The following is a 19,443-nucleotide window of genomic DNA, read 5'->3' on the forward strand; positions in this document are numbered from 1 at the left end:
CTTCAGCCCAGGTAGCGGGTCAGGTGCTTGATCGACTGATAGGCAGCCAGCCCCCAGGGGCCCAGTTCCCGCCCGATGCCGCTGCCCTTGGTGCCGCCCCAGGAGGTTTCAACGAACACCGCCTGCAGTGAATTGATCCACACGTGGCCCACGTCCAGAGCGGCGGCGACCCGTTCGGCGCGCTGCAGATCGGCACTGATCACAGTGGCCACCAGGCCGAATGCGCTGTCGTTGGCCAGGGCCAGGGCCTGTGCTTCGTCACTGAAACGGCGCATGCACAGCACCGGGCCGAAGATCTCCTCTTGCCACAACCTGCTGCTGGTGGGCACATCGGTGTACACCGTGGGCGCCACGAACCAGCCCGGCCCGGGCAGGGCATGGCCGCCCACCAGGCATTCCAGGCCCTCGTTCCTGGCCTGTTCCAGGTAGGTGCACACTGTGCGCCACTGGGCCTGGCAACTCAGGGGGCCCATGTCCACTTCCTGCTCCAGGGGATTGCCGACCCGCAGGGCCAGCAGGGCACTGCGCAACCGCTGCAGCAAAGCATCGGCAATCGACTCGTGGACCAGCAGGCGCGAGGTGGCCGAGCACATCTGCCCGGCGTTCCAGCAAAAGCCGCCGATGATCCAGTGCACTGCCTGGTCCAGGTCGGCGTCGGCGAACACCAGGATCGGCGACTTGCCCCCCAGCTCCAGCGTCAGTGGCCGGCAGAAGGCGGCGGAGCTGGCCATCACTCGCTGGCCGGTGGCAGTGCTGCCGGTGAACGACAGCTTGTCCAGCCCCGGATGCTGGCTCAGGGCTGCGCCGGTTTTGCCGGCGCCGGCCACCAGGTTCAACACGCCCGCCGGCAAGCCCAGGGCGTCGGCGATTTCGCCGTAGACCTGTTCGATCAGGGGCGTCACTTCCGAAGGCTTGAGCACCAACGTGCAGCCCGCGGCCAGGGCCGGGGCCAGCTTCCAGGCACTGGTGACCAGGGGGAAGTTCCAGGGCACGATCAGCCCCACAACGCCCAGGGCCTCGAACCTGCAGTGGGCACTGAAGCCCGGAGCCTGCAAGGGCACCGGTTGATCCTGGCGGGCGTCCAGCTGGGCAGCGAGGCCGGCGTAGTAGTCGAAGGTGGCGATGGCGTCGTCCAGGTCCAGTTCGGCTTCGTGCCGCGGCTTGCCGTTATTGCGCATCTGCAGGGCGATCAGCCCTTCGCGGCGTTGCTGCAGGTGCCGGGCGAAGCCTTGCAGGTACTCGGCACGCCGGGCGCCGCTGAGGCTGCGCCACCCGGGCAGGGCCCGGCGCGCGGCCTGCACCGCCAGGTTCACCTGATGGGCGCTGGCCGCCGGCACCTGGGCCATGATTTGGCCCAGGGACGGGTCATGCACCGGCATCGGCGCGCCGTCGCCATCGACCCAGTGGCCGTCGATAAACAGGGCCGGTTTCATGGGCGGGCTCCTGGCAGGACGCCGTGCACGGCGTTGCGGAAGATCTGGCTGTAGTCGGCGGCGCTCAGCGGTCGGGCATTGGTGTCGGAGGACGAAATATCCGCCAGGGCCTGGGCCCCGACCCACTCGGCTTCATGGCTGTCCAGGCCGATATCCGCCAGGCAGTGGGGGATGCCCAGCTCGGCGCGCAGGGCCAGGATCCAGTCCAGGAACCCCTGGAAATCCCCCCGGGGCAAGTCCAGGTAACGGGCCAGGCGCCCGATCTCCTCGGCAATCACCGGCTGGTTGGCCACCAGCACATAGGGCAGGAGGACGGCATTGAGCAGGCCGTGGTGACGGTGATAGCGGGCGCCCAGCGGGTGGGCCAGGGCGTGGACGCCACCCAGGCCCTTCTGGAAGGCCACCGCAGCCATCGCCGAGGCCACCAGCATGCCTTCCCGGGCGTCCAGGTCCTGGCCGTGGCTCACTGCCCGGCGCAGGTGCTGCTGCACCAGGCGCATGCCTTCCACGGCAATCGCGCTGGACATCGGGTGGTACAGCGGCGAGCAGAACGCCTCGATATGGTGGGTCAGGGCATCCATGCCGGTGGCGGCGGTCAGCGCGGGCGGCAGGCCGCGGGTCAGCAGCGGGTCGAGGATCACGCAGGCGGGCAGCAGTTCGGGGTGGCTGATGACCCGCTTGACCTGCTGCTGGCTGTCGGTCAGTACCGCTTCGCGGCCCAGTTCGGAGCCGGTGCCGGCAGTGGTGGGCAGGGCGATCAGGGGCGGCAGGCCCAGGCGCGGAAAGTCACTGAGGCTCGGGTAATGCTCGATCACCTGGGACCACTCGAAACGCTGCAGCCCTTGCGGGTCCACGGCGGCCAGGGCGATGCCCTTGGCGGCGTCCATGGCGCTGCCGCCGCCCAGGGCGATCAGCGAGTCGTGGCCGCCGGCCCTGAAGGCTTGGACGCCGCGCTGCACATCGTCCAGGCTCGGGTTGCTGGCCAGTTCGGCAAATACCGCAAAGCCCTGGCGGCTCTGCTCCAGGTGTGCGGTCAACAGGCCAAAGGGTTCCAGTTCGAGCATGCCCGGGTCGGTGACCAGCAAGGGCCTGGCCATGCCCAGCAGGGCGCAGCGCTGGGCCAGGCCGTGCAGGGCCTCGGCGCCGCAGAAGATCTCGGTGGGGTAGTTCCAGTAGTGGATGGACGGGGGCATCGATGGTCTCCAGAAACATCAGGCGTGAAGCGGCCGGCGCAGCAGGCGCCGGGCCAGTAGCGGGGAGGGAATGCGCTGTCGCTGACAGCGCATGAGGATTCAGCCGCGGTCGGATGCGCTGCTGTCGCGGCGCAGGTAGGGCTTGGCCAGGACCATGTAGATCAGGCCCAGCACGGCCAGGGTCGAGAACACCAGCACCACTGCCCAGACCTGGAACCAGGGCGCTCCGGGCGGCGCCAGGGATTCCCGCGGCCAGGCCACGTTGACGCTCTCGAACAGCAGCCAGACAAAGGCCGCGAGGTTCACCGGCAGGCCCCAGCGGCCGAGGTTGAAGACCCCGGCGTCGGGCCGCCAGCGGCCACGCAGGCGATGGACCAGGGCGCAACCGATCACGATCAGGAACACCATGAAGAAGCCCCCGCTGCCGAAGGCGATCAGGGTGCCCACGGCCGTGGCGTTCAGGCCCAGGGCCAGGCCGAAACTGGCGAACAGGGTGCAAACGAGCATGGCGGCGAAGGGTACCTTGCGCCCATCCACCCGGCGCAGGAACGCCGAGGCGGGCAGGATCGAGTCCCGGGCCATGCCGAATACCGCGCGGCCGATATAGGTCTGTACCGAGACCACGCAGGCAATGAACGCCACCAGCACCACGCCGACGAAGGGCCGCTCGGCCCTGGCGCCAAAGGCATCCACCACCGCCGGGGTGACCGGGTCCACCACCTGGCCGGCCACCAGGCCCGCGGTGTCGGTGAACGACAGGGTCACGGCAAAGGCGGTGAGCATCACCGTCAGCCCCACCAGCAGCATCGAGCGCAGGATGGCCCGCGGCGTGGAGGTGCGGGCATCGGCGGTTTCCTCGGACACCTGGGAGCAGGCATCGAAGCCGAGAAAGGCCCAGCCGCCCACTGCCATGGCGGTGACGAAGCCGCTCAGGTAGGTGCCATCGCCGCTGACGCTGTTGCCCAGGCCTTCCAGCAGCAGCGACCAGGAGTGGTTGCGAAAGAACAGCAGCAACAGCACGCCGATGCCGATGGAGGCGATGGCTTCGGCGATGATCCCGGCGTTGACGAAGTACTTCAGCGGGTTGATCCCCAACAGGTTGACCCCCAGCCCCAACGCCAGCAGCACGGCGCCGCTGGCCACCTGGGCATTGGCCGAAGGCGGCGTGCCGGTGACGAACAGCCACAGCCAGAACCCGCCCAGGTAGGCCACGGTGGTCAGGGAAGCCAGGGCCGAGGCCAGGTACATGAAGCCGGTGAACCAGGCCCAGCGGTCTCCAGCCAGGCGCTTGACCCATTGATAGCAACCGCCGGCCAGGGGGTACTGCGAGGCGAGTTCGGCATAGACCAGCGCCACCAGCATCTGCAGGGCCAGGCACAGGGGCACGATCCAGACCCAGGACGGGCCGGTGCTCATGGCGCCCAGGGCCATCACCGAATAGATCCCCACCACTGGCGAGACCGTGGCAAAGCCCACGGAGAACGACGACCACAGGGACAGGCCGCGGTGCAGCTCCTGGCGATAGCCCTGGTGGTGCAGCAAGTGTTCATCGGTGCCCGGAGCGGGCTGGAAGTCAGTCATGGCGCACCTCGTTCAAGGGGCGGGCGCCACGATGCAGGCCGACGCAAGGGCGGCGTGATGGGGTAGTTGACATAGCGGTTCCTGGAGTCGGCAGATCAGATTGTTATTGGGATGGCCTTTAGCTGTTGTTTTTGGCGTACCGACATTGCCTGGCCTGCAGCAGCAGGCCAGGACGAGCTTACGGCGGGCAAACATCAAGATGAATACATGGATTGGTAAGCTGGCATCTGCATTTGCTGATGTTTTGCAGGGGCCGGCGACTGCCCGGCCAGCGCCAGGCATCGAGGGGATATCAGCGGGAAGCGTGGTGCTTGCCGAGCTCCAGCCGTTCACCGAGAAAGTCGACGAACACCCGCAGCTTGGGCAGCAGGTGACGGCTGCTGGGCCAGAGGATGGAGAACTTGCCGCGCTCTTGCTGGTAGTCGTCCAGCACCGCGACCAGGCTGCCATCGGCCAGGGCCCCGCAGACCACGAACTCGGGCACGTAGGCGATGCCCAGGCCCTGGGTGGCGGCGTGGATCAGCGATTCCAGGTTGTTGCTGGTCAGGGCACTGCCCAGCACCAGCGGCGGGGCTCCGTCGGGCAGGCGCAGGCTCCATTGCTGCAGCAAGCTGCCGCCGGGGAACTTGTAGCGCAGGCAGGCGTGCTGCTCCAGGTCCCGGGGCGTGCGCGGGGTGCCGCGCCGGGCGAAGTAGCCGGGGGCGCCGACCAGCACGAAGCCGAAGGGCCCCAGGTTCCTGGACTTGAGTTGCGAGTCCGGCAGCTCGCCACTGCGGATCACCGCGTCCACGCCTTCGGCGATCACGTCGATCAGCCGGTCGTTGAAGTCCAGGTCCAGCTCGATGTCCGGGTAGCGCGCGGAAAACTCCGGGAGGATCGGCAGCAGCATCCGATAGCCGATGGCCGGCAGGCTGACCCGCAGCCGGCCCCGGGGCTTGTCGCTGATCCGCGCCAGTTCGGCCTCGGCCTCTTGGACTTCGGCGACGATGCGCTGGCCGCGCTCATAGAACAGCGCGCCTTCATCGGTCAGGCTGATGCGCCGGGTGCTGCGGTTCAGCAGGCGCACGCCAAGGCGCTGCTCCAGGCGCGCCAGGGCCTTGCCCACCGCCGAGGCAGACAGCCCCAGGCGCTCGCCGGCGCCCACCAGGCTACCGCTCTGGACCACGCTGACAAACACCTGCAAGCCGTTTAGGTTGTCCATCGTTCACCTCGATTGCAGCGTTTTTGTCCGTAAAGAGCGGAAGAATGCCCTGTTTTTCAGTGATTGCGGCATACCTACCATGGATTTTTCTTAGCCCACCCCTGGTTGCCAGGGCTTGAGAGGTCCGTGTGAATCCCGAACTCGAATTACCCCTGGGGCAGGCCGCCCAAAGTCGCCGGCAGTCCGCCCATGGCGTGCTGGCCGCGGTGTGCCTGGCGGCCCTGATGCTGCCCCTGACCTTTGTCGGGGTAGCGGTGGCGACCCCGGCCATCGGCCATGAACTGGGGGGCAGCCCGCTGGCCCTGAGCTGGACCACCAATGCCTTCATGCTGACTTTTGGCAGCGTGCTGATGGCCGCCGGCACCCTGGCCGACGAATTTGGCCGCAAGCGCCTGTTCAGCCTTGGCGTGGCGCTGTTCGGCCTGAGCTCCCTGGCCCTGGTGTTCGTACCGTCGCTGCTGTGGCTGAACCTCCTGCGCGGGGTCCAGGGGCTGGCCGGTGCCGCCGCCCTGGCCGGTGGTTCGGCGGCCCTGGCCCAGGCCTTCGACGGGCCGGCGCGAACCCGTGCCTTCAGCCTGCTGGGCACCACCTTTGGTGTCGGCCTGGCGTTTGGCCCGATCCTCGCCGGGGTCCTGGTGGAACAGGCCGGCTGGCGCGGGATCTTTGTCTCCGGGGCGCTGATCGGCGGCCTGTCCCTGGCCTTTGGCGTGCCGCGCATGCAAGAGTCCCGCGACCCCGACGCCCAGGGCGTGGACTGGCCGGGCACCCTGAGTTTCGCCCTGGCGCTGGTGCTGCTGACCTGGGGCATCCTGCAGGCCCCGCAAAACGGCTGGAGCAGCCCTTGGGTTCTGCTGTTGCTGGCGGGGGCGCTGCTGGCACTGTGGCTATTCATCGTCGTCGAGCGGCGTGCAGCGCGGCCGATGCTGGATCTGTCGCTGTTTCGCTATCCGCGTTTTGTCGGGGTGCAGGTGCTGCCCATCGCCACCTGCTATTGCTACGTGGTGCTGCTGATCCTGTTGCCGATCCGCTTTATCGGCGTCGAAGGCTACAGCGCCATCGATGCCGGGCTGCTGATGCTTGCCCTGTCGGCGCCGATGCTGGTGGTGCCGTTCGCCGCGGGCTGGCTCAGCCGCTGGTGCAGCGCCGGCAACCTGTCGAGCCTGGGCCTGTTGCTGGCTGCCGCCGGGCTGTGGTGGCTGAGCCGGATCGCTGCGGGCCAGGCGCCGGCCGATCGGATCTGGCCGCTGCTGCTGATCGGCCTCGGCAGCGGGCTGCCCTGGGGGCTGATGGACGGCTTGTCGGTGAGTGTGGTGCCCAAGGAGCGCGCGGGCATGGCCAGCGGCATCTTCAGCACCACCCGGGTGGCCGGCGAGGGCATTGCCCTGGCCCTGGTGGTGGCGCTGCTGGCGGGGCTGCTGCAGCACGCCCTGGCGGATCAGGCGCTGCCCGCCGAGACGTTGATGGGGGCTGCCCGGCAACTGGCCGGGGGGGACCTGCCCGGTACTCTGGCGGCCTTGCCGGCGCTGGGCCGGGAGGGGTTGCTGGCCCTGTACGGGCAGGCTTTCAGCCAGTTGTTGCAGGTGCTGACCCTGATGACCCTGTTGGCGGCGCTGCTGGTCTGGGTGACGCTGCGTGAGCCGCGCCAGCCAGGACCGCCAGCGGCTTGATCAGCGGAACTCGAAGAATTCGTAGTGCAGGTTGCCTTGGGGAATCCGGCACTCGCTCATCAGTTCCCGGACCTGGCCCAGCAAGCCCTTGGGCCCGCAGAAGCTGACCTGGATCTGCTGCGGATCGGTTTCGGCCGCGGTGCGCTTGAGGGTCTGGGCCAGGGGCTCGGTGCCGCCGCAGTTGGCCACGAAGTTCACTCCCCGGGCCTGGGCCATGCCCTGCAGGGTGTCGACACTGGGGAAGGCCCGGGACGGGTTGTAGCAGTACACCAGGGTGGCCTTGTCGAACTGCCCGGCAGCTTCATCCTGCAGCCAGGAAATAAACGGCGAGATGCCCACGCCACCGCCGATCCAGATTTCCCGGGCAGCCGCCTGCGGCCGCTTGAAACGCCCATAGGGCGCGTAGATGTCCGCACGCATGCCGACCTTGACCTGGCGGCGCAGGCGTTGGGTGTAGTCCCCCAGGGCGCGGATCACGAATTCGATGCGCCCGTCATGGGCCTGGGCGCTGGCGATGGTGAACGGATGGGGTTCGCGCAGGCCTTTTTCCTGCATCGAGAGGAAGGCGAACTGCCCGGCCTTGAAAGGAAAGCCCCGGCCCTGGGGAATCAGCTCCAGGTGCAGGGAGTTCTTCTCCACCCGGACCGCCGTCACCTGGTACTCGCCGGCCTTGGCCACCAGGGGGTAGAGCAGCAGCTTGTACAGGGCGCCGAGCACGCCGAGGACGCAGAGCAGAGCCAGCCAGATACCCGAGGGCGAATCCAGGGTGATGGGCGATTTGAAGCTCAGCCAGTGCAGGATGACGATCAGGAACAGCGGGCCGGAGAGCTTGTGCCACCAGCGCCACTGGCTGTAGGGAATGTTGCGGTTCAGTGCCAGCAGCACGATCAGGCCCAGGGCCACGTAGCTCAGCTGGCGGACCAGGCGCGTCCAGTATTTGGACAGTTCGAGGATCGGCACGCTGTTCCATTCATCCAGGTTGGCCTTGAACACCAGGTGGTAGCTGGCGAATGCCAGGGCCCAGATGCCCAGCCACTTGTGCGCCTCGTAGACCCGGTCAAGGCCGCCGAACAGCCGTTCGACCCAGCCCCAGCGGCTGGCCAGCAGGCAGGACATCGCCATGTAGGCCAGGGCTGCGGTGCCCAGGATCATGCTCAGGGTGGCTGAGGTCAGCCAGGTGGCGGAAGGGATCTCCAGCAGCAGGGTGACCGTGGTGATCAGCAGGATGCCGACAAGTGTGTGCCAGGTTTTCAAAGTGCATGACTCCGGTGAGGAAATGCCGTCATGGCGCAGCAAAGGGCGCGATGCATAAAGTGGATATGACAGGTTTAAAGCCAAAGGCTGGGTGGAATGTTAACGCTTTGGCGAGTATTCGTGGTGATCTGGGTCATCGGCCTGGCGTCGATAAAGTGTTGAAAATGATCGACTATCACTCGCATTCCGATTTCCCAGCCGCCGCCTCTGCAGGCGCGGGCAGGCGGCCAAGGGCCCCTGAACCGGGCAGTGTTCTTGCGGGCGCCTTCGCTGGCAAGCCAGCTCCTACAGGGTTGTGGGAAAGGTCAACGCGCTTGTAGGACCCGGCTTGCGGGCGAAAGGGCCCCTGAGCCGGGCGTCAGCCTCTTAACCGCCTTCGCTGGCAAGCCAGCTCCTACAGGGTTGTGGGAAAGGTCAATGCACTTGTAGGAGCCGGCTTGCCGGCGAAAGGGCCTCCAAGCCGGATGCCAGCCTCGTAAACGCCTTCTACAGGTGTTGCTTGCGGCGGGCGGCGGCTTCGCGGACGGCGGGGATGATCCAGCGCCCATAGTCGATGGTGTCGTAATAAGGGTCGTAGCCACGGTTGAGGAAGGTGGTCACGCCCAGGTCGACGTAGTCCAGCAGGGCCTGGGCCACGGTCTCCGGCGTGCCCACCAGGGCCGTGGTGTCGCCGTAGGCGCCAACGGCGCTGGCGGTGGGCATCCACAGGGCGCGGTCATGGCGGTCGCCGCGGGCTGCGGCCGCCAGCAGGCGTTCGGAGCCGGTGCCCTTGAGGCGCTTCTGCCAGGGGCTGCCGGCGGCGAACTGCGGGTTGGCGCGGATCTGCGCCAGGATCTGTTCGGCCCGTTGCCAGGCCAATTCCTCGGTGGCCCCCAGGATCAGCCGCACCGAGAGGCTGACCCGGGGCGCGGCCACCCCCGCGGCGCTGGCCGCGGCCTTGAGTTTGCCGATCTGTTCGGCCACCCCCTCCAGGGGCTCGCCCCACAGGGCGTAGAGGTCGGCGTGCTTGACCGCGATCTGGTAGGCGATGTCCGAAGAGCCGCCAAAAGAGATGGGGATGTGCGGCTGCTGCAGCGGCTTGACCGGGGAAAACGCGCCCTTGAGGTTGAAGTAGCGGCCTTCGAAGTCGAAGGGTTCTTCGGCGGTCCAGATGCGGCGCACGATCTCCAGGTACTCGTCGGTGCGTCGATAGCGCTCGGTCTTGTCCAGCAGGGTGTCGCCTTCCTGGGGCTCGGCAGTGATGCCGGTAATGGCATGCAGGCGGATGCGCCCGCCGCCGGTGGTGTGGTCCAGGGTGGCGAAAGCCCGGGCCGCCACGGTGGGGGCGCTGAGGGCCGGGCGGTGGGCAATCATGAAGCCCAGGCGCTCGGTGTGGGCCGCGGCGTAGGCGGCAATCTGCAGGCTGTCGGCGCTGCCCGGGCCGCTGGCGATCAGCACTCGGTCAAAGCCCGCGTGTTCGTGGGCGCGCGCGTGCTCGCGGATGAATGCCAGGTCGAAGTCCGGGCTGCGCACGCCGCGGGTTTCGGACCATTGGCGGGGAAAGATCATGCCGACGAATTCAATGCTCATGGGGAGTGTCCTGAGGTCGCAGAAGAAGGAAAGTGCCTAGAAGCGGTAGTCCACCTGGGCCAGCACGGTGCGTCCGGGCATGGGCTGCAGGAAGGTATTGGTGGAGCCGGCCAGGCCGCTGACGAAGTTCAGTTCGTTGGTCAGGTTGAGCACCCGCAGGGTGGTGCTCCACTGGGGCTGGCGGTAGTACAGGGCCAGGTCGAGGTTGTATTCGTCGGGGACCTTCACCGTCTTGCTCAGGTTCAGGTACCAGCTGCTGGTCCACCAGCCGGAGAGCTCGGCGCCAAAGCCCGAGTCGAAGCGGTAGTCGAGGTAGCCGCTGGCGGTGTACTCGGGGATCTGTACCGCGTCGAAGCGCCCGGAGGGCCGCTGGTTGAGGCTGTTGTTGTCGCCGAACACGGTGCCGTTGTCGGGGATGAACCCGGCGGAGGCGAAGCCGGCCTGGGAGGTGAATTCGTTGTAGGCGCTGAGTCGGGACAGGTTGAGGCCGCTGCGCAGGTGCGGGTCTGGCTGGTAGCGCAGGGTCGCCTCGGTGCCCTTGATGATCAGCCGGGCGATGTTGTTGTTGCTGTCCGGAGACTGGTCCCGGGCCTGCTTGAAGGTGGCCAGGGTCATGAACAGCTGGTCGGGGATGGCTTCGACCTTCAGTCCCAGTTCATGCAGCACGCTCAGGCTCTGGAACGCCAGGGGGTTGAGCTGGTTGGCGCCACTGCCGCTGCCCCAGCCCAGGCCGTTGGAGAAGAATCCGGTGTTGACCGCCAGGGAGCGGTCGAAGGTGTAGTACAGGGTGCTGTTCTCGGTGGGTTTGATGTAGGGGCTGACCTGGAACGCGAACAGCCGGTAGTTGTGGCTGTCGCGCCGGTCGCTGCCACCTGCAAGGACGAAGGGGTTGTCGATCCGGGCGTCGATCCAGCTGCGGCTGGCACCGATGTTCAGGCCCACCCGCTCGCCCAGGCGCAGGTTGTGCTGGCTGAACAGGGTCTTGGTGGTCCAGGTGCTTTCGGCGGTGTAGGGCGCCAGGGATTCGGCGTACAGGCCGTGGCCGGCGGGGTACATGGCCGCCAGGTTGAGCCAGCCGTAGTAGTTGGAGTATTGCGGCACCCCGGGTTGGCCGATCCAGGCGCCGTTGCCGCCGGCCGGGTTGCTGCCGGTGAGCCCCAGCAGGTCGCCGGGGTTCTTGCCCGAAGGGTCCAGGGTCAGGTCGTAGGCGTTGATGGTGGAGCCGAAATGATTGTTGGCGGCGATCGACTGGTTGAACTCGCGGCGGTAGATCAGCCCGCTGTTGCTGTCGTCCCGCAGGGCCAGGCCGCCGATCCGGGTTTCATTGCCCGAGCGCAGCTCGAAGCGGTTGTCCAGCAGGTTGTCCCGGGATTGCACCTGGAACGCCCCGACCGCGTCGGTGAGGTCCCGGGAGCGCTGGTAGAAGGTGCTGTTGGCCAGGGTCACGCTGGGAGACAGGTCGCCCTCGATGCGCAGTTGGGTGGTGAAGCGCCGTGAACTGCTCTGGTCTTCGCCGCGCTGGCCGGCCTGTGGCGACAGGGAAGTCAAGCCGTTGCCCGCCAGGCTCGGGTCATAGACCCAGCCGCGCAGGGTGCCGGGGCTGGCCTGGGTGTTGGGCGAGGCCGCCTGGAAGCTGCCATCCACCACGCTGTACTGGCCCTGGGCGTTGCGCTGGCGCTGCACCCAGCCCAGGGTCGGCGCATTGGCGGCACCGGAGGCCAGCACCGGCGACCACAGGGTATTGCCGTTCTGGATGATCGGCGTGGCGCGGCCGGCGTAGTACTTGCCGCTGTCCACCAGTTGTTGGGTGGCGCGGTTCCAGCCGTGGGTGATGTTGTAGTCGTAGTAGTTGTCGTAGCTGGCGTTCCAGTCCACCCGCAGGTTGTCGTTGCGCCAGGCCAGGGCCCCGTAGAAGGCATCGAAATTGTTGTCGACGTTGTCGTAGTAGTCCTGCTGGCGCTGCTGGGTGATGCTCACCCGGTAGGCCAGCTGGTCGCTCAGGGGGCCGGTGTTGTCGATGCTGAATTTGCGCGAGTCGCGGGACTGGCCGTCCGGCACCCAGGCACCGAGCTCGCCGCTCAGACGGGTCTTGAACCCGCTGAAATCGGGTTTCTTGCTCAGGTAGTTGACGTAGCCGCCGCTGCCGGACACCGAACCGTAGGTCACCGAAGAAGGCCCGGCGACGATGTCCGCGCCCTCGTAGGCGTTGAAGTTGGCCGGATGGCGCACGCCATAGGCGCGCTGGCCGTCCTGGAACACTTCCGAGCCCTGGGCGCGGAACTGCGGGGCGATACCGGCGTTCTGCCCGCCACCGCGGGTGATCCCCGGGGCGTACTTGACCAGGTCGTCGGCGCTGCGGATCGGGTCGTTGGCCAGTTGTTCGGCGTTGACCTGGGTGATCGAGCGCGGGGTGTCCAGGACCTTGGTTTCGGTGCCGCCATACACCGAGGTCGGTGGCCGGGTGGGCAGGGCATCGTCATCGGCCTGGCTGCTGGCCTGGACGGTGACGGTTTGCAACTGGGTATCGGCGGCGAAGAGCGGCGGCGCCAGGGAAGAAAACACCGTTACGGCCAGGGCCGGGCCGAATGCGGGGCGAGCGAAGGCGTTGGAGGGCATGGCACATGAGCCTCATATTGAATCGCATGAATGTTCTGTAGGAGCCGGCTTGCCGGCGAAGAGGGCCTGGAGGCTCGCGGTGCTCTTGCGGGCGCCTTCGCTGGCAAGCCAGCTCCTACGGTCGGGCGGTGGGTCAGGCGCTGTTGTTGAGCCACAACCTTTCGAAACGCCAGGTGCTGAACAGCGACTGTTCTTCCCGGGCGCCGCCCACGCGGGTGGAGACGCTGTCCAGCAGATCGGCGTAGCCCCAGATCAGCATGCCGCCCCGTTCGTACTGGATCTGCTGGGCCTGGTGCACCAGGGCCGTGCGTCGTTGCAGGTCGGGTTGGGCCATGGCCGCGAGAAACACCTCGCTGAACTGCGGGTCGTTGAAGTGGGTCTTGTTGGACACGGCAAAGGGCGCGTCGGTGTGGATGGCGCTGGCCAGGAACGGCGCGCCGATGCTGCCGCCGGTGCTCAGGGTCCAGTCGTTGCGTTGCGGGCCCTGGAAGGTCGCCAGGTCCACCTGGCGGACTTTGAGGGTCACGCCAATGCGCTTGGCCTGTTCCGCCAGGACCAGGGCCGAGGTCAGGCCCGGCCCGGGAGTCGTCACCAATTCCAGTTCCAGGTTCTCCTGGCCGGCCTCCTTGAGCAGTTGCGCGGCGCGCTGCGGGTCGTGGGCGCGCGGCCCCAGGCTGTGGTTGAAGGTCGGGTCGCTGGGGGCATACAGGTCGTTGGCCACCCGACCCTGGCCATTGAGGGCGCGGCGTACCAGTTCCTCGCGGTCCGCCAGCAGGCGGAACGCCTCACGCACCCGGGGATCGTTGAACGGCGGCTTGTCCAGGTTCATGTCGAAGGACAGCCAGTTGCCGGTCACCGATTTCAACAGCCGTACCCGAGGGTCGCGCTGCAGCACCTGCAGTTGTTCGGTGGGCATCACGTTGGCCATGTCGATCTGCCCGGAACGCAGGGCCGCCAGGCGTGCCACCTGATCCTTGAAGTCGATGATTTCCAGCTCGTCGGCGTAGGGCTGGCCGTCCTTGTAGTAGTTGTCGAAGCGGGTGAACAGCGAGCGCTGCCCCGGAGTGAAGCTTTTCAGCTTGTAGGGGCCGGCGCCCACCGGATTGGTCACCGGGTGGTAGTCCACCGGGACGATGCCGCCGAAGTTGACCCAGGTTTCCGCCAGCGGCATGTAGCTGCGGCCCTCGCGAAAGCTCAGGCGCACGGTGCGCTCGTCGAGCTTTTGCAGGTTGTCGCGATCGACCCAGTGCAGCAGCGCCGCATAGGGCGAGGCCAGTTGCGGGTCGGTGAGGCGGCGGATGGAGAAGATCAGGTCATCGGCGTCGATGCTTTTGCCGTGGTGGAATTCCAGGCCGTGGCGCAGGCGCAGGGTCCAGCTGCTGGCATCGGCATTGGGTTCGGCGAACTCCGCCAGGGCCAGGCGCGGTTGCATCTGCTCGTCCCATTCCCAGAGTTTGCTGTACAGCGCGAAGCCTCGGACGATGCCGCTGCCGATGGGCTTGTGGGCGTCCAGGTTGCCGCTCTGGTTGCCGTCGAGAATCCCCAGGCGCAGGCGCCCGCCGTAGCGCGGCTGGTCGCTGGCGACCGTGCCCGGGGTGCTGGAATTGTCCGCGTCGCAGCCGGCCAGCAGGCTGCTGCCCAGCAGCAGGCCGCCGCCGAACAGCGCGCTGTGGCCGAGAAAACGACGGCGGCTCAAGCCCGAGTAGTCCTGGCTCATGGCGTCAGGCTCCTGCCGGGCCGTTGGCGCTGCGCAGCTCCAGCGGCGCTTGCGGCTGACGGCTCAGGGCCGCGCGCTCGCCGCGAAAGTGCGGCAGGATGTGCTCACCCAGGCGGTAGGCTTCCTCCAGGTGCGGGTAGCCGGCGAGGAAGAACAGGTCGATACCGATGGCGTGGTACTCGCGGATCCGCGCCACCACGTTTTCGTAGCTGCCCACCAGGGCGCAGCCCGGCGGTATGCCGATGTAGCCGAAGCCGGTCCAGACATTGGGGTGGATGAAGAAATCCTCGAAGCCCTGGGTCTCGTTCTTCTGTGCGAAGCCGTTCTCGTAGCTGAGCTTGCGCGCGGTGCGCAGCCCGGCATGGGCGGCCACGGCCTTGACCGCGCCCTTGGCGATGCCCTCGTCGAAGAAGCGCTTGGCCTCGGTGCGCGCCAGTTCCTCGGTTTCCCGGGTGATGACGTCGATCGACAGGCCGAAGCGGATATCGCTGCGGCCGTACTGCAAGGCGCGCTCACGAATATCGGCGATCAACGCGGCGATCTCGTCCGGGTGCTCGGCGCGCATCAGGTAGAAGTCGGCATGCTTGGCGGCGAATTCCCGAGCGGCGATGGACGATCCCGCGGTACAGATCAGCGGCAGCTCGGCCTTCTTCAAGGGGCCGCGCAGGCCGCCGCCTTCGGCGCGGTAGAACTGGCCCTGGTAGTGGAAGTTCTCGTTGTGCCAGTAGCCCTTGACCACGTCCATGAACTCGGTGGCGCGGGCATAGCGCTCATCGTGGTCGCTGAAGTCGCCGACCTGGCGCTGAATGGCGTCCGAGCCGCCGTTGATGATGTTCCACACCAGGCGATTGCCGGTGGCGCGCTGGTAGGTGGCGGCCTGCTGCACCGCAACCCAGGGCGTGTAGTGATAGGGCTGGAAGGCGGTGACGAACTTCAGGGTGCGGGTTTCCCGGGCCAGCAGCGAGCACACGGTCCAGGGCTCTTCGCCGGAGGGCGCGTTGACCATCAGCGCGCCGCCGAAGCCGTTGATTTCCGCGGCCCGGGCGATCTGCCCCAGGTAGTCGATGTAGGTGAAGTGGTCGCCGACGCTGAAGCCTGAGACGGCACCGGTGCTGGGCCCGCCCCGGTGCCAGTCGCCGCGGTTGCGCGGGTCGCCGGGGAGGAACTGGGTTTCGCCGTGCAGGGGCAGGCGAGTGAAGAATTCGATGCTCATGGCTGGGCCTCCTGGCTATTGCACGCTGGGGTTGCAGACGGGGGTAATGGCTTGGCCGTTGATCACCTTGTGGGCGAACGGCACCGAGTCCTTGAGGGAGGCATTGACCGTTTCACTGTGGCCCAGGCCCTTGTACAAGTGGCCCTCGACCACCGAGCCGGCCTTGCAGGCGTCCTGCATCAGGGCCACCTGGGTGGCGGCGGCCGGGGTCTTGTCCTCGGCGCCGGTGCCGATGAACACCGGCTGGGCGGTTTTCAGGGTCGGGTAGGACACTTGTTTCTGCCAGGCCGCCAGTTGGCTGCCCTGATAGTCCTTCTTGGCGTTGGCCGGGGTCAGGCCGACCCCCACCACGTCGCTGACCAGGGACGCCAGGCAACTGGTACGGGCCTGCTCGAACAGCGGCAGGGCCTTGTCGGTGTAGAAGTCCCGGGGGTTGATGCTGGGGTCGTACTGCTGGGCGGCCAGCAAGGTGTAGAAACCGTAGGCCAGGGAGGCATCGACCTTGTTCGGGTCCTGCTCGCCGACATTCTTCGCGCCGATGGTGTAGATCACCCCGGTGCCGATGCTGCCCTTGACCCCCAGGTCCGGTGCGTAGGTGGAGGCGAAGGCGGCCGAGGCGAAGGCGCCGGCGCCGCCCTGGGACTGGCCGACGATCAGTACCTTGTTGGCCAGCCCGGGCACCCCGGCGACCACGGCTTTGGCGGCGTCGAGAATGCCGTAGGCGGCCATGCGGTTGTTCAGCAGCGGATGGCCGCCGGGCACGCCCAGGCCCTGGTAGTCGGTGGCGACAATGGCAAAGCCTTCGTCCAGCCAGCGGCTCAGGTACTGCACGTCACGGTAGGAGCGGCCCTGCCAGGACGGCGCGCAGACATCCGCCACGCCCACCGTGCCATGGCCCCAGGAGGCCACCGGCCAGCCGCCGGCCGGGGCCTTGCCCTTGGGCAGGAACAAGGTGCCGGAGACCACCACCGGGGTCTTGCCGTCGATGCCGTCGGTGGAGCTATAGAGAATCCGTTGCGCGCTGGCGGCGTTGGGCAGGCTCAGGGTCGCTTCCAGGGGTTCGCTGCGCAGCAGCTTGCCCGGGGTCGGGGGGATCGCGTCCTGCCAGGTGTAGAAGGCCGAGACCCGGCCGTCGCCCTGCAGCGGGTCGGGCTTGGGCGCGTAGGTCGGGCCGGCCAGGGCCGACAGGGAGAGCGCCAGGAGGCTCAGGCCAAAGGTGAATTTTGCGGACAGTTTCATCAAGAAGACTCGTGCTCAGGGTTCAGGGATGGGTGGCGACCTGGCCGCGCAGGGCGGGCCAGTAATCACTCAGGTGCAGATCGATCAGCGCCTGGTTGGTGAAACCGGTGGCCAGGGCCGGGGTGATGTCGTAGGGCGTGCGGATCAGCTGGTTGGCCAGGGCGTAGTCGCTCAGCGCCTGATAGTGGGCCTTGAGCTGCTGGTCGCTCTTGGGCGCCCAGCGCTCCTTCCAGGCCACCGGGTCGCCCTGGTCGTCGCGGCGCAGCACGCTCTCGGCGGTGCCGGCGCGGGAGGACAGTTGGTAGTAGGCGTCCTGGTTCTGTTCCTGGGAAATCCACCAGGCGGCCTTGACCCAGGCGGTGGCCAGCAGTTGGGTAACCTCCGGGTGCTGCTCGATGAAACTGTCGGTGCCCCAGAGGTCGGAGACCAGGCGCCAGTCATTGGCCCCTTGCTTGGTGGACCAGATGATCCGGCCCACGCCCTTGTCTTCCAGGGCATAGGCCTCGCTGAGCAGCACCGCGGCGTCGACCTTGCCGGCGGACACCGCCGCCGCACCGACCTGGGGGTTGAGGTTGGCGATCTTGAAGTCGTCGAGCTTCAGGCCCTTGCTGGCCAGGAAGTTGCTGAAGGCGAACTCCCAGGGCCGGCCGCGATGCAGGGCCAGGCGCTGGCCCTTGAGGTCCTCGATGCTCTTGGCCGTGGACTGGGTGGGCACCACCAGGTAGATATTGTTGCCGCTGCCGCCGGGCACGATCAGATTGCCGGGCACGCCGCCGGCGCCAGCGATCACCGACGGCAGGTCGCCACGCACGGCGAAGTCGATGCTGTTGTTGCTGAAGCCCTCGTTGATCTGCGGCCCGGCGCCGGCGTGGGGCAGGGCGATCCACTGCAGCTTGATGCCGCGCTGGCTCAGTTGCTGTTCCAGCCAGCCATCCTCGATCACCCGCCCGGCGATGCCGCCGAACACCGGCTTGCCGCCCTGGGTGAAGGCGACGATGGCAATCTTCACCGACTCGGGGGCCGGGTTGGCCAGGGCCGTGACACTGATCAGCAGCCCGGCCATAACGGCCAGGGTATTGCGCCATAAACCTTGCATTGCACTCTCCCTCAAAAAATAAGCCCTCAGCCCCGCCAGCCCTGCGCCGGATATCGCGGTGTTTCCTGTAGGAGCCGGCTTGCCGGCGAAGAGGGCCCTTGAGCCTTGCCTCGCCCTTGCGAGCGCCTTCGCTGGCAAGCCAGCTCCTGCAACAGATATCGCGGTGTTCTCCTGTAGGAGCCGGCTTGCCGGCGAAGGGGCCCTTGAACCTTGCCTCGCCCTTGCGGACGCCTTCGCTGGCAAGCCAGCTCCTACGAGGGGCGGTGGTGGGTACTGGTGTCGGAAGGGATAGAGCAGATTGCATGCCAGGGCCGCTACAAAGCGCTGCAGGCCTTGCCCGGCAAGGGCTTCAGGCAGATCGACAGGCCCTGGCCCAAGCCGCCGCTGCTGATCTGCGAACAGGCAGGTGCTGGCCGATTGCTGCTCCAGCAGCAGGTGGGGAGCACCATCCAGATATATTCATAAAAGGAATATCTAAAGATTAATTAATAATTATTTAGTCTAAATATCTTCGTGCACTATTGAGCCCGCGCTTTTACTGCCAGGAATGCACCATGTCGCTGATCACTCATCCAAACGCCCGTGAATTGACCAAGTCGGTACGGGCCACCGTTCTGGTGTTCAAGGACCCGCGCTCCCAGGAATTGCTCAGTCGCATCGAGCGCCTGGCCCCCAGTGAGGCCAATACCCTGATCATTGGCGAGACCGGCACCGGCAAGGAACTGGTGGCGCGCCACATCCATCACCTGAGCCGCCGCGGGCGCGAGCCCTTTGTCGCGGTGAACTGCGGGGCCTTTGCCGAAACCCTAGTGGAAAGCGAACTCTTCGGCCATGAGAAAGGCGCCTTTACCGGCGCCACCACCCACAAGGCCGGCTGGTTCGAAGCGGCCAACGGCGGCACGCTGTTTCTCGACGAGATCGGCGACTTGCCGCTGAACATGCAGGTCAAGCTGCTGCGGGTGCTGCAGGAGCGAGAAGTGGTGCGCCTGGGCTCGCGCACGCCGATCCCGATCAATGTGCGGCTGGTGGCGGCCACCAACGTCAACCTCGCCGATGCGGTGGTGGCCGGGCATTTTCGTGAAGACCTGTTCTACCGCCTGCACGTGGCCACCATCCGCCTGCCGCCGCTGCGCGAGCGCCCGGGGGACATCCTGCCCCTGGCCGAATTCTTCCTTGAGGAACACTGCCAGCGCCTGGGCTACAACCGTGCCTCGCTGACCGAAGAAGCTGAACGCAAGCTGCTGGAGCACAGCTGGCCGGGCAACATTCGCGAACTGGAAAATGCCATCCACCACGCCTTGCTGGTGTGCCGCCAGCAACGGGTGGCACCGGGGGATCTGCACCTGGTGGACATGCGCTCCTCCGGCATCCGCCAGGAACAGGCGCCCCTGGCCGTCCCGGGGCCTCAGGCGCCGGCAGACCTGGGCCGGGCCTTGCAGGCGCTGTTCGAGCAGAACATTCCCGACCTGTACGAGCACATCGAGGAAACGATCTTTCGCGAGGCCTATCGCTACTGCCATGGCAACCAGTTGCAGACCGGGCGCCTGCTCAACATCAGCCGCAACATCGTGCGCGCCCGGCTGGAAAAGATCGGCGAGTTGAACAAGCCTCTGGCGACTTCCGCTTCCTAGATCCGCTTCCTGGACCCGAGAACCGGCCCGGGG

General features: G+C 67.0%; 13 protein-coding genes. 2 read left to right on the forward strand and 11 right to left on the reverse strand.

Annotated features, from left to right (window positions below; all coding sequences use genetic code 11):
* Positions 1-2 precede the first annotated feature (2 nt).
* The 4 genes from PFLCHA0_RS14790 to PFLCHA0_RS14805 all read right to left on the reverse strand — a co-directional run bounded on the left by PFLCHA0_RS14790 (position 3) and on the right by PFLCHA0_RS14805 (position 5,408).
* Positions 3-1,433 carry an aldehyde dehydrogenase family protein gene (locus tag PFLCHA0_RS14790; RefSeq protein ID WP_015635544.1) on the reverse strand — a complete coding sequence of 477 codons (1,431 nt, stop codon included), beginning with the start codon at positions 1,431-1,433 and terminating at the stop codon, positions 3-5.
* The gene (locus PFLCHA0_RS14795) at positions 1,430-2,626 is read right to left on the reverse strand and encodes an iron-containing alcohol dehydrogenase (protein ID WP_011061202.1); all 1,197 of its coding nucleotides are present in this window, start codon (positions 2,624-2,626) and stop codon (positions 1,430-1,432) included. The genes PFLCHA0_RS14790 and PFLCHA0_RS14795 overlap by 4 nt, the downstream gene beginning before the upstream one ends.
* Positions 2,627-2,725: 99 nt before the next feature.
* Complete coding sequence (locus tag PFLCHA0_RS14800; RefSeq protein WP_015635545.1) at positions 2,726-4,207, reverse strand: APC family permease; 1,482 nt, start codon at positions 4,205-4,207, stop codon at positions 2,726-2,728.
* A gap of 292 nt (positions 4,208-4,499) precedes the next feature.
* Entirely contained in the window at positions 4,500-5,408 is a 909-nt protein-coding gene (locus tag PFLCHA0_RS14805) for a LysR family transcriptional regulator (protein WP_015635546.1), read from the reverse strand.
* 128 nt (positions 5,409-5,536) lie between these two features.
* Here PFLCHA0_RS14805 and PFLCHA0_RS14810 point away from each other — a divergent pair, with 128 nt between their 5' ends.
* Positions 5,537-7,075: an MFS transporter gene (locus PFLCHA0_RS14810; protein WP_015635547.1), complete on the forward strand. Its 1,539-nt coding sequence runs from the start codon at positions 5,537-5,539 to the stop codon at positions 7,073-7,075.
* Here the strand turns inward: PFLCHA0_RS14810 and PFLCHA0_RS14815 are convergent, their stop codons facing one another.
* The 7 genes from PFLCHA0_RS14815 to PFLCHA0_RS14845 all read right to left on the reverse strand — a co-directional run bounded on the left by PFLCHA0_RS14815 (position 7,076) and on the right by PFLCHA0_RS14845 (position 17,779).
* The gene (locus PFLCHA0_RS14815) at positions 7,076-8,329 is read right to left on the reverse strand and encodes a ferredoxin reductase family protein (RefSeq protein WP_015635548.1); all 1,254 of its coding nucleotides are present in this window, start codon (positions 8,327-8,329) and stop codon (positions 7,076-7,078) included.
* A gap of 486 nt (positions 8,330-8,815) precedes the next feature.
* A complete protein-coding gene (locus PFLCHA0_RS14820; protein WP_015635549.1) occupies positions 8,816-9,898 on the reverse strand; it encodes an LLM class flavin-dependent oxidoreductase in 1,083 nt (360 codons plus the stop codon).
* Between the two features lie 36 nt (positions 9,899-9,934).
* On the reverse strand, positions 9,935-12,514 hold the full coding sequence (locus PFLCHA0_RS14825; protein ID WP_015635550.1) for a TonB-dependent receptor plug domain-containing protein: 2,580 nt from the start codon (positions 12,512-12,514) through the stop codon (positions 9,935-9,937).
* A 133-nt stretch (positions 12,515-12,647) separates the two neighbouring features.
* Entirely contained in the window at positions 12,648-14,231 is a 1,584-nt protein-coding gene (locus PFLCHA0_RS14830) for an ABC transporter substrate-binding protein (RefSeq protein ID WP_015635551.1), read from the reverse strand.
* 4 nt (positions 14,232-14,235) lie between these two features.
* Positions 14,236-15,444, reverse strand: a complete 1,209-nt coding sequence (locus PFLCHA0_RS14835; RefSeq protein ID WP_011061211.1) for an LLM class flavin-dependent oxidoreductase — start codon at positions 15,442-15,444, stop codon at positions 14,236-14,238.
* Between the two features lie 15 nt (positions 15,445-15,459).
* On the reverse strand, positions 15,460-16,683 hold the full coding sequence (locus tag PFLCHA0_RS14840) for a lipase family protein (RefSeq protein ID WP_015635552.1): 1,224 nt from the start codon (positions 16,681-16,683) through the stop codon (positions 15,460-15,462).
* 22 nt (positions 16,684-16,705) lie between these two features.
* Positions 16,706-17,779, reverse strand: coding sequence for an ABC transporter substrate-binding protein (locus PFLCHA0_RS14845; protein WP_015635553.1), 1,074 nt, complete (start codon positions 17,777-17,779; stop codon positions 16,706-16,708).
* 554 nt (positions 17,780-18,333) lie between these two features.
* Between PFLCHA0_RS14845 and PFLCHA0_RS14850 the strand changes: the two genes are divergently transcribed.
* The gene (locus tag PFLCHA0_RS14850; RefSeq protein ID WP_011061215.1) at positions 18,334-19,410 is read left to right on the forward strand and encodes a sigma-54 interaction domain-containing protein; all 1,077 of its coding nucleotides are present in this window, start codon (positions 18,334-18,336) and stop codon (positions 19,408-19,410) included.
* Positions 19,411-19,443: the final 33 nt, after the last annotated feature.

It is taken from the genome of Pseudomonas protegens CHA0 (assembly GCF_000397205.1).
GTDB classification, from domain to species: Bacteria; Pseudomonadota; Gammaproteobacteria; order Pseudomonadales; family Pseudomonadaceae; genus Aquipseudomonas; species Aquipseudomonas protegens.

Excerpts from the sequence above, each read along its gene's own strand:
- PFLCHA0_RS14790 (WP_015635544.1), bottom strand. The coding sequence starts at position 1,433 with ATGAAACCGGCCCTGTTTATCGACGGCCACTGGGTCGATGGCGACGGC.
- PFLCHA0_RS14795 (WP_011061202.1), bottom strand. The coding sequence starts at position 2,626 with ATGCCCCCGTCCATCCACTACTGGAACTACCCCACCGAGATCTTCTGC.
- PFLCHA0_RS14800 (WP_015635545.1), bottom strand. The coding sequence starts at position 4,207 with ATGACTGACTTCCAGCCCGCTCCGGGCACCGATGAACACTTGCTGCAC.
- PFLCHA0_RS14805 (WP_015635546.1), bottom strand. The coding sequence starts at position 5,408 with ATGGACAACCTAAACGGCTTGCAGGTGTTTGTCAGCGTGGTCCAGAGC.
- PFLCHA0_RS14820 (WP_015635549.1), bottom strand. The coding sequence starts at position 9,898 with ATGAGCATTGAATTCGTCGGCATGATCTTTCCCCGCCAATGGTCCGAA.
- PFLCHA0_RS14825 (WP_015635550.1), bottom strand. The coding sequence starts at position 12,514 with ATGCCCTCCAACGCCTTCGCTCGCCCCGCATTCGGCCCGGCCCTGGCC.
- PFLCHA0_RS14830 (WP_015635551.1), bottom strand. The coding sequence starts at position 14,231 with ATGAGCCAGGACTACTCGGGCTTGAGCCGCCGTCGTTTTCTCGGCCAC.
- PFLCHA0_RS14835 (WP_011061211.1), bottom strand. The coding sequence starts at position 15,444 with ATGAGCATCGAATTCTTCACTCGCCTGCCCCTGCACGGCGAAACCCAG.
- PFLCHA0_RS14840 (WP_015635552.1), bottom strand. The coding sequence starts at position 16,683 with ATGAAACTGTCCGCAAAATTCACCTTTGGCCTGAGCCTCCTGGCGCTC.
- PFLCHA0_RS14845 (WP_015635553.1), bottom strand. The coding sequence starts at position 17,779 with ATGCAAGGTTTATGGCGCAATACCCTGGCCGTTATGGCCGGGCTGCTG.
- PFLCHA0_RS14850 (WP_011061215.1), top strand. The coding sequence starts at position 18,334 with ATGTCGCTGATCACTCATCCAAACGCCCGTGAATTGACCAAGTCGGTA.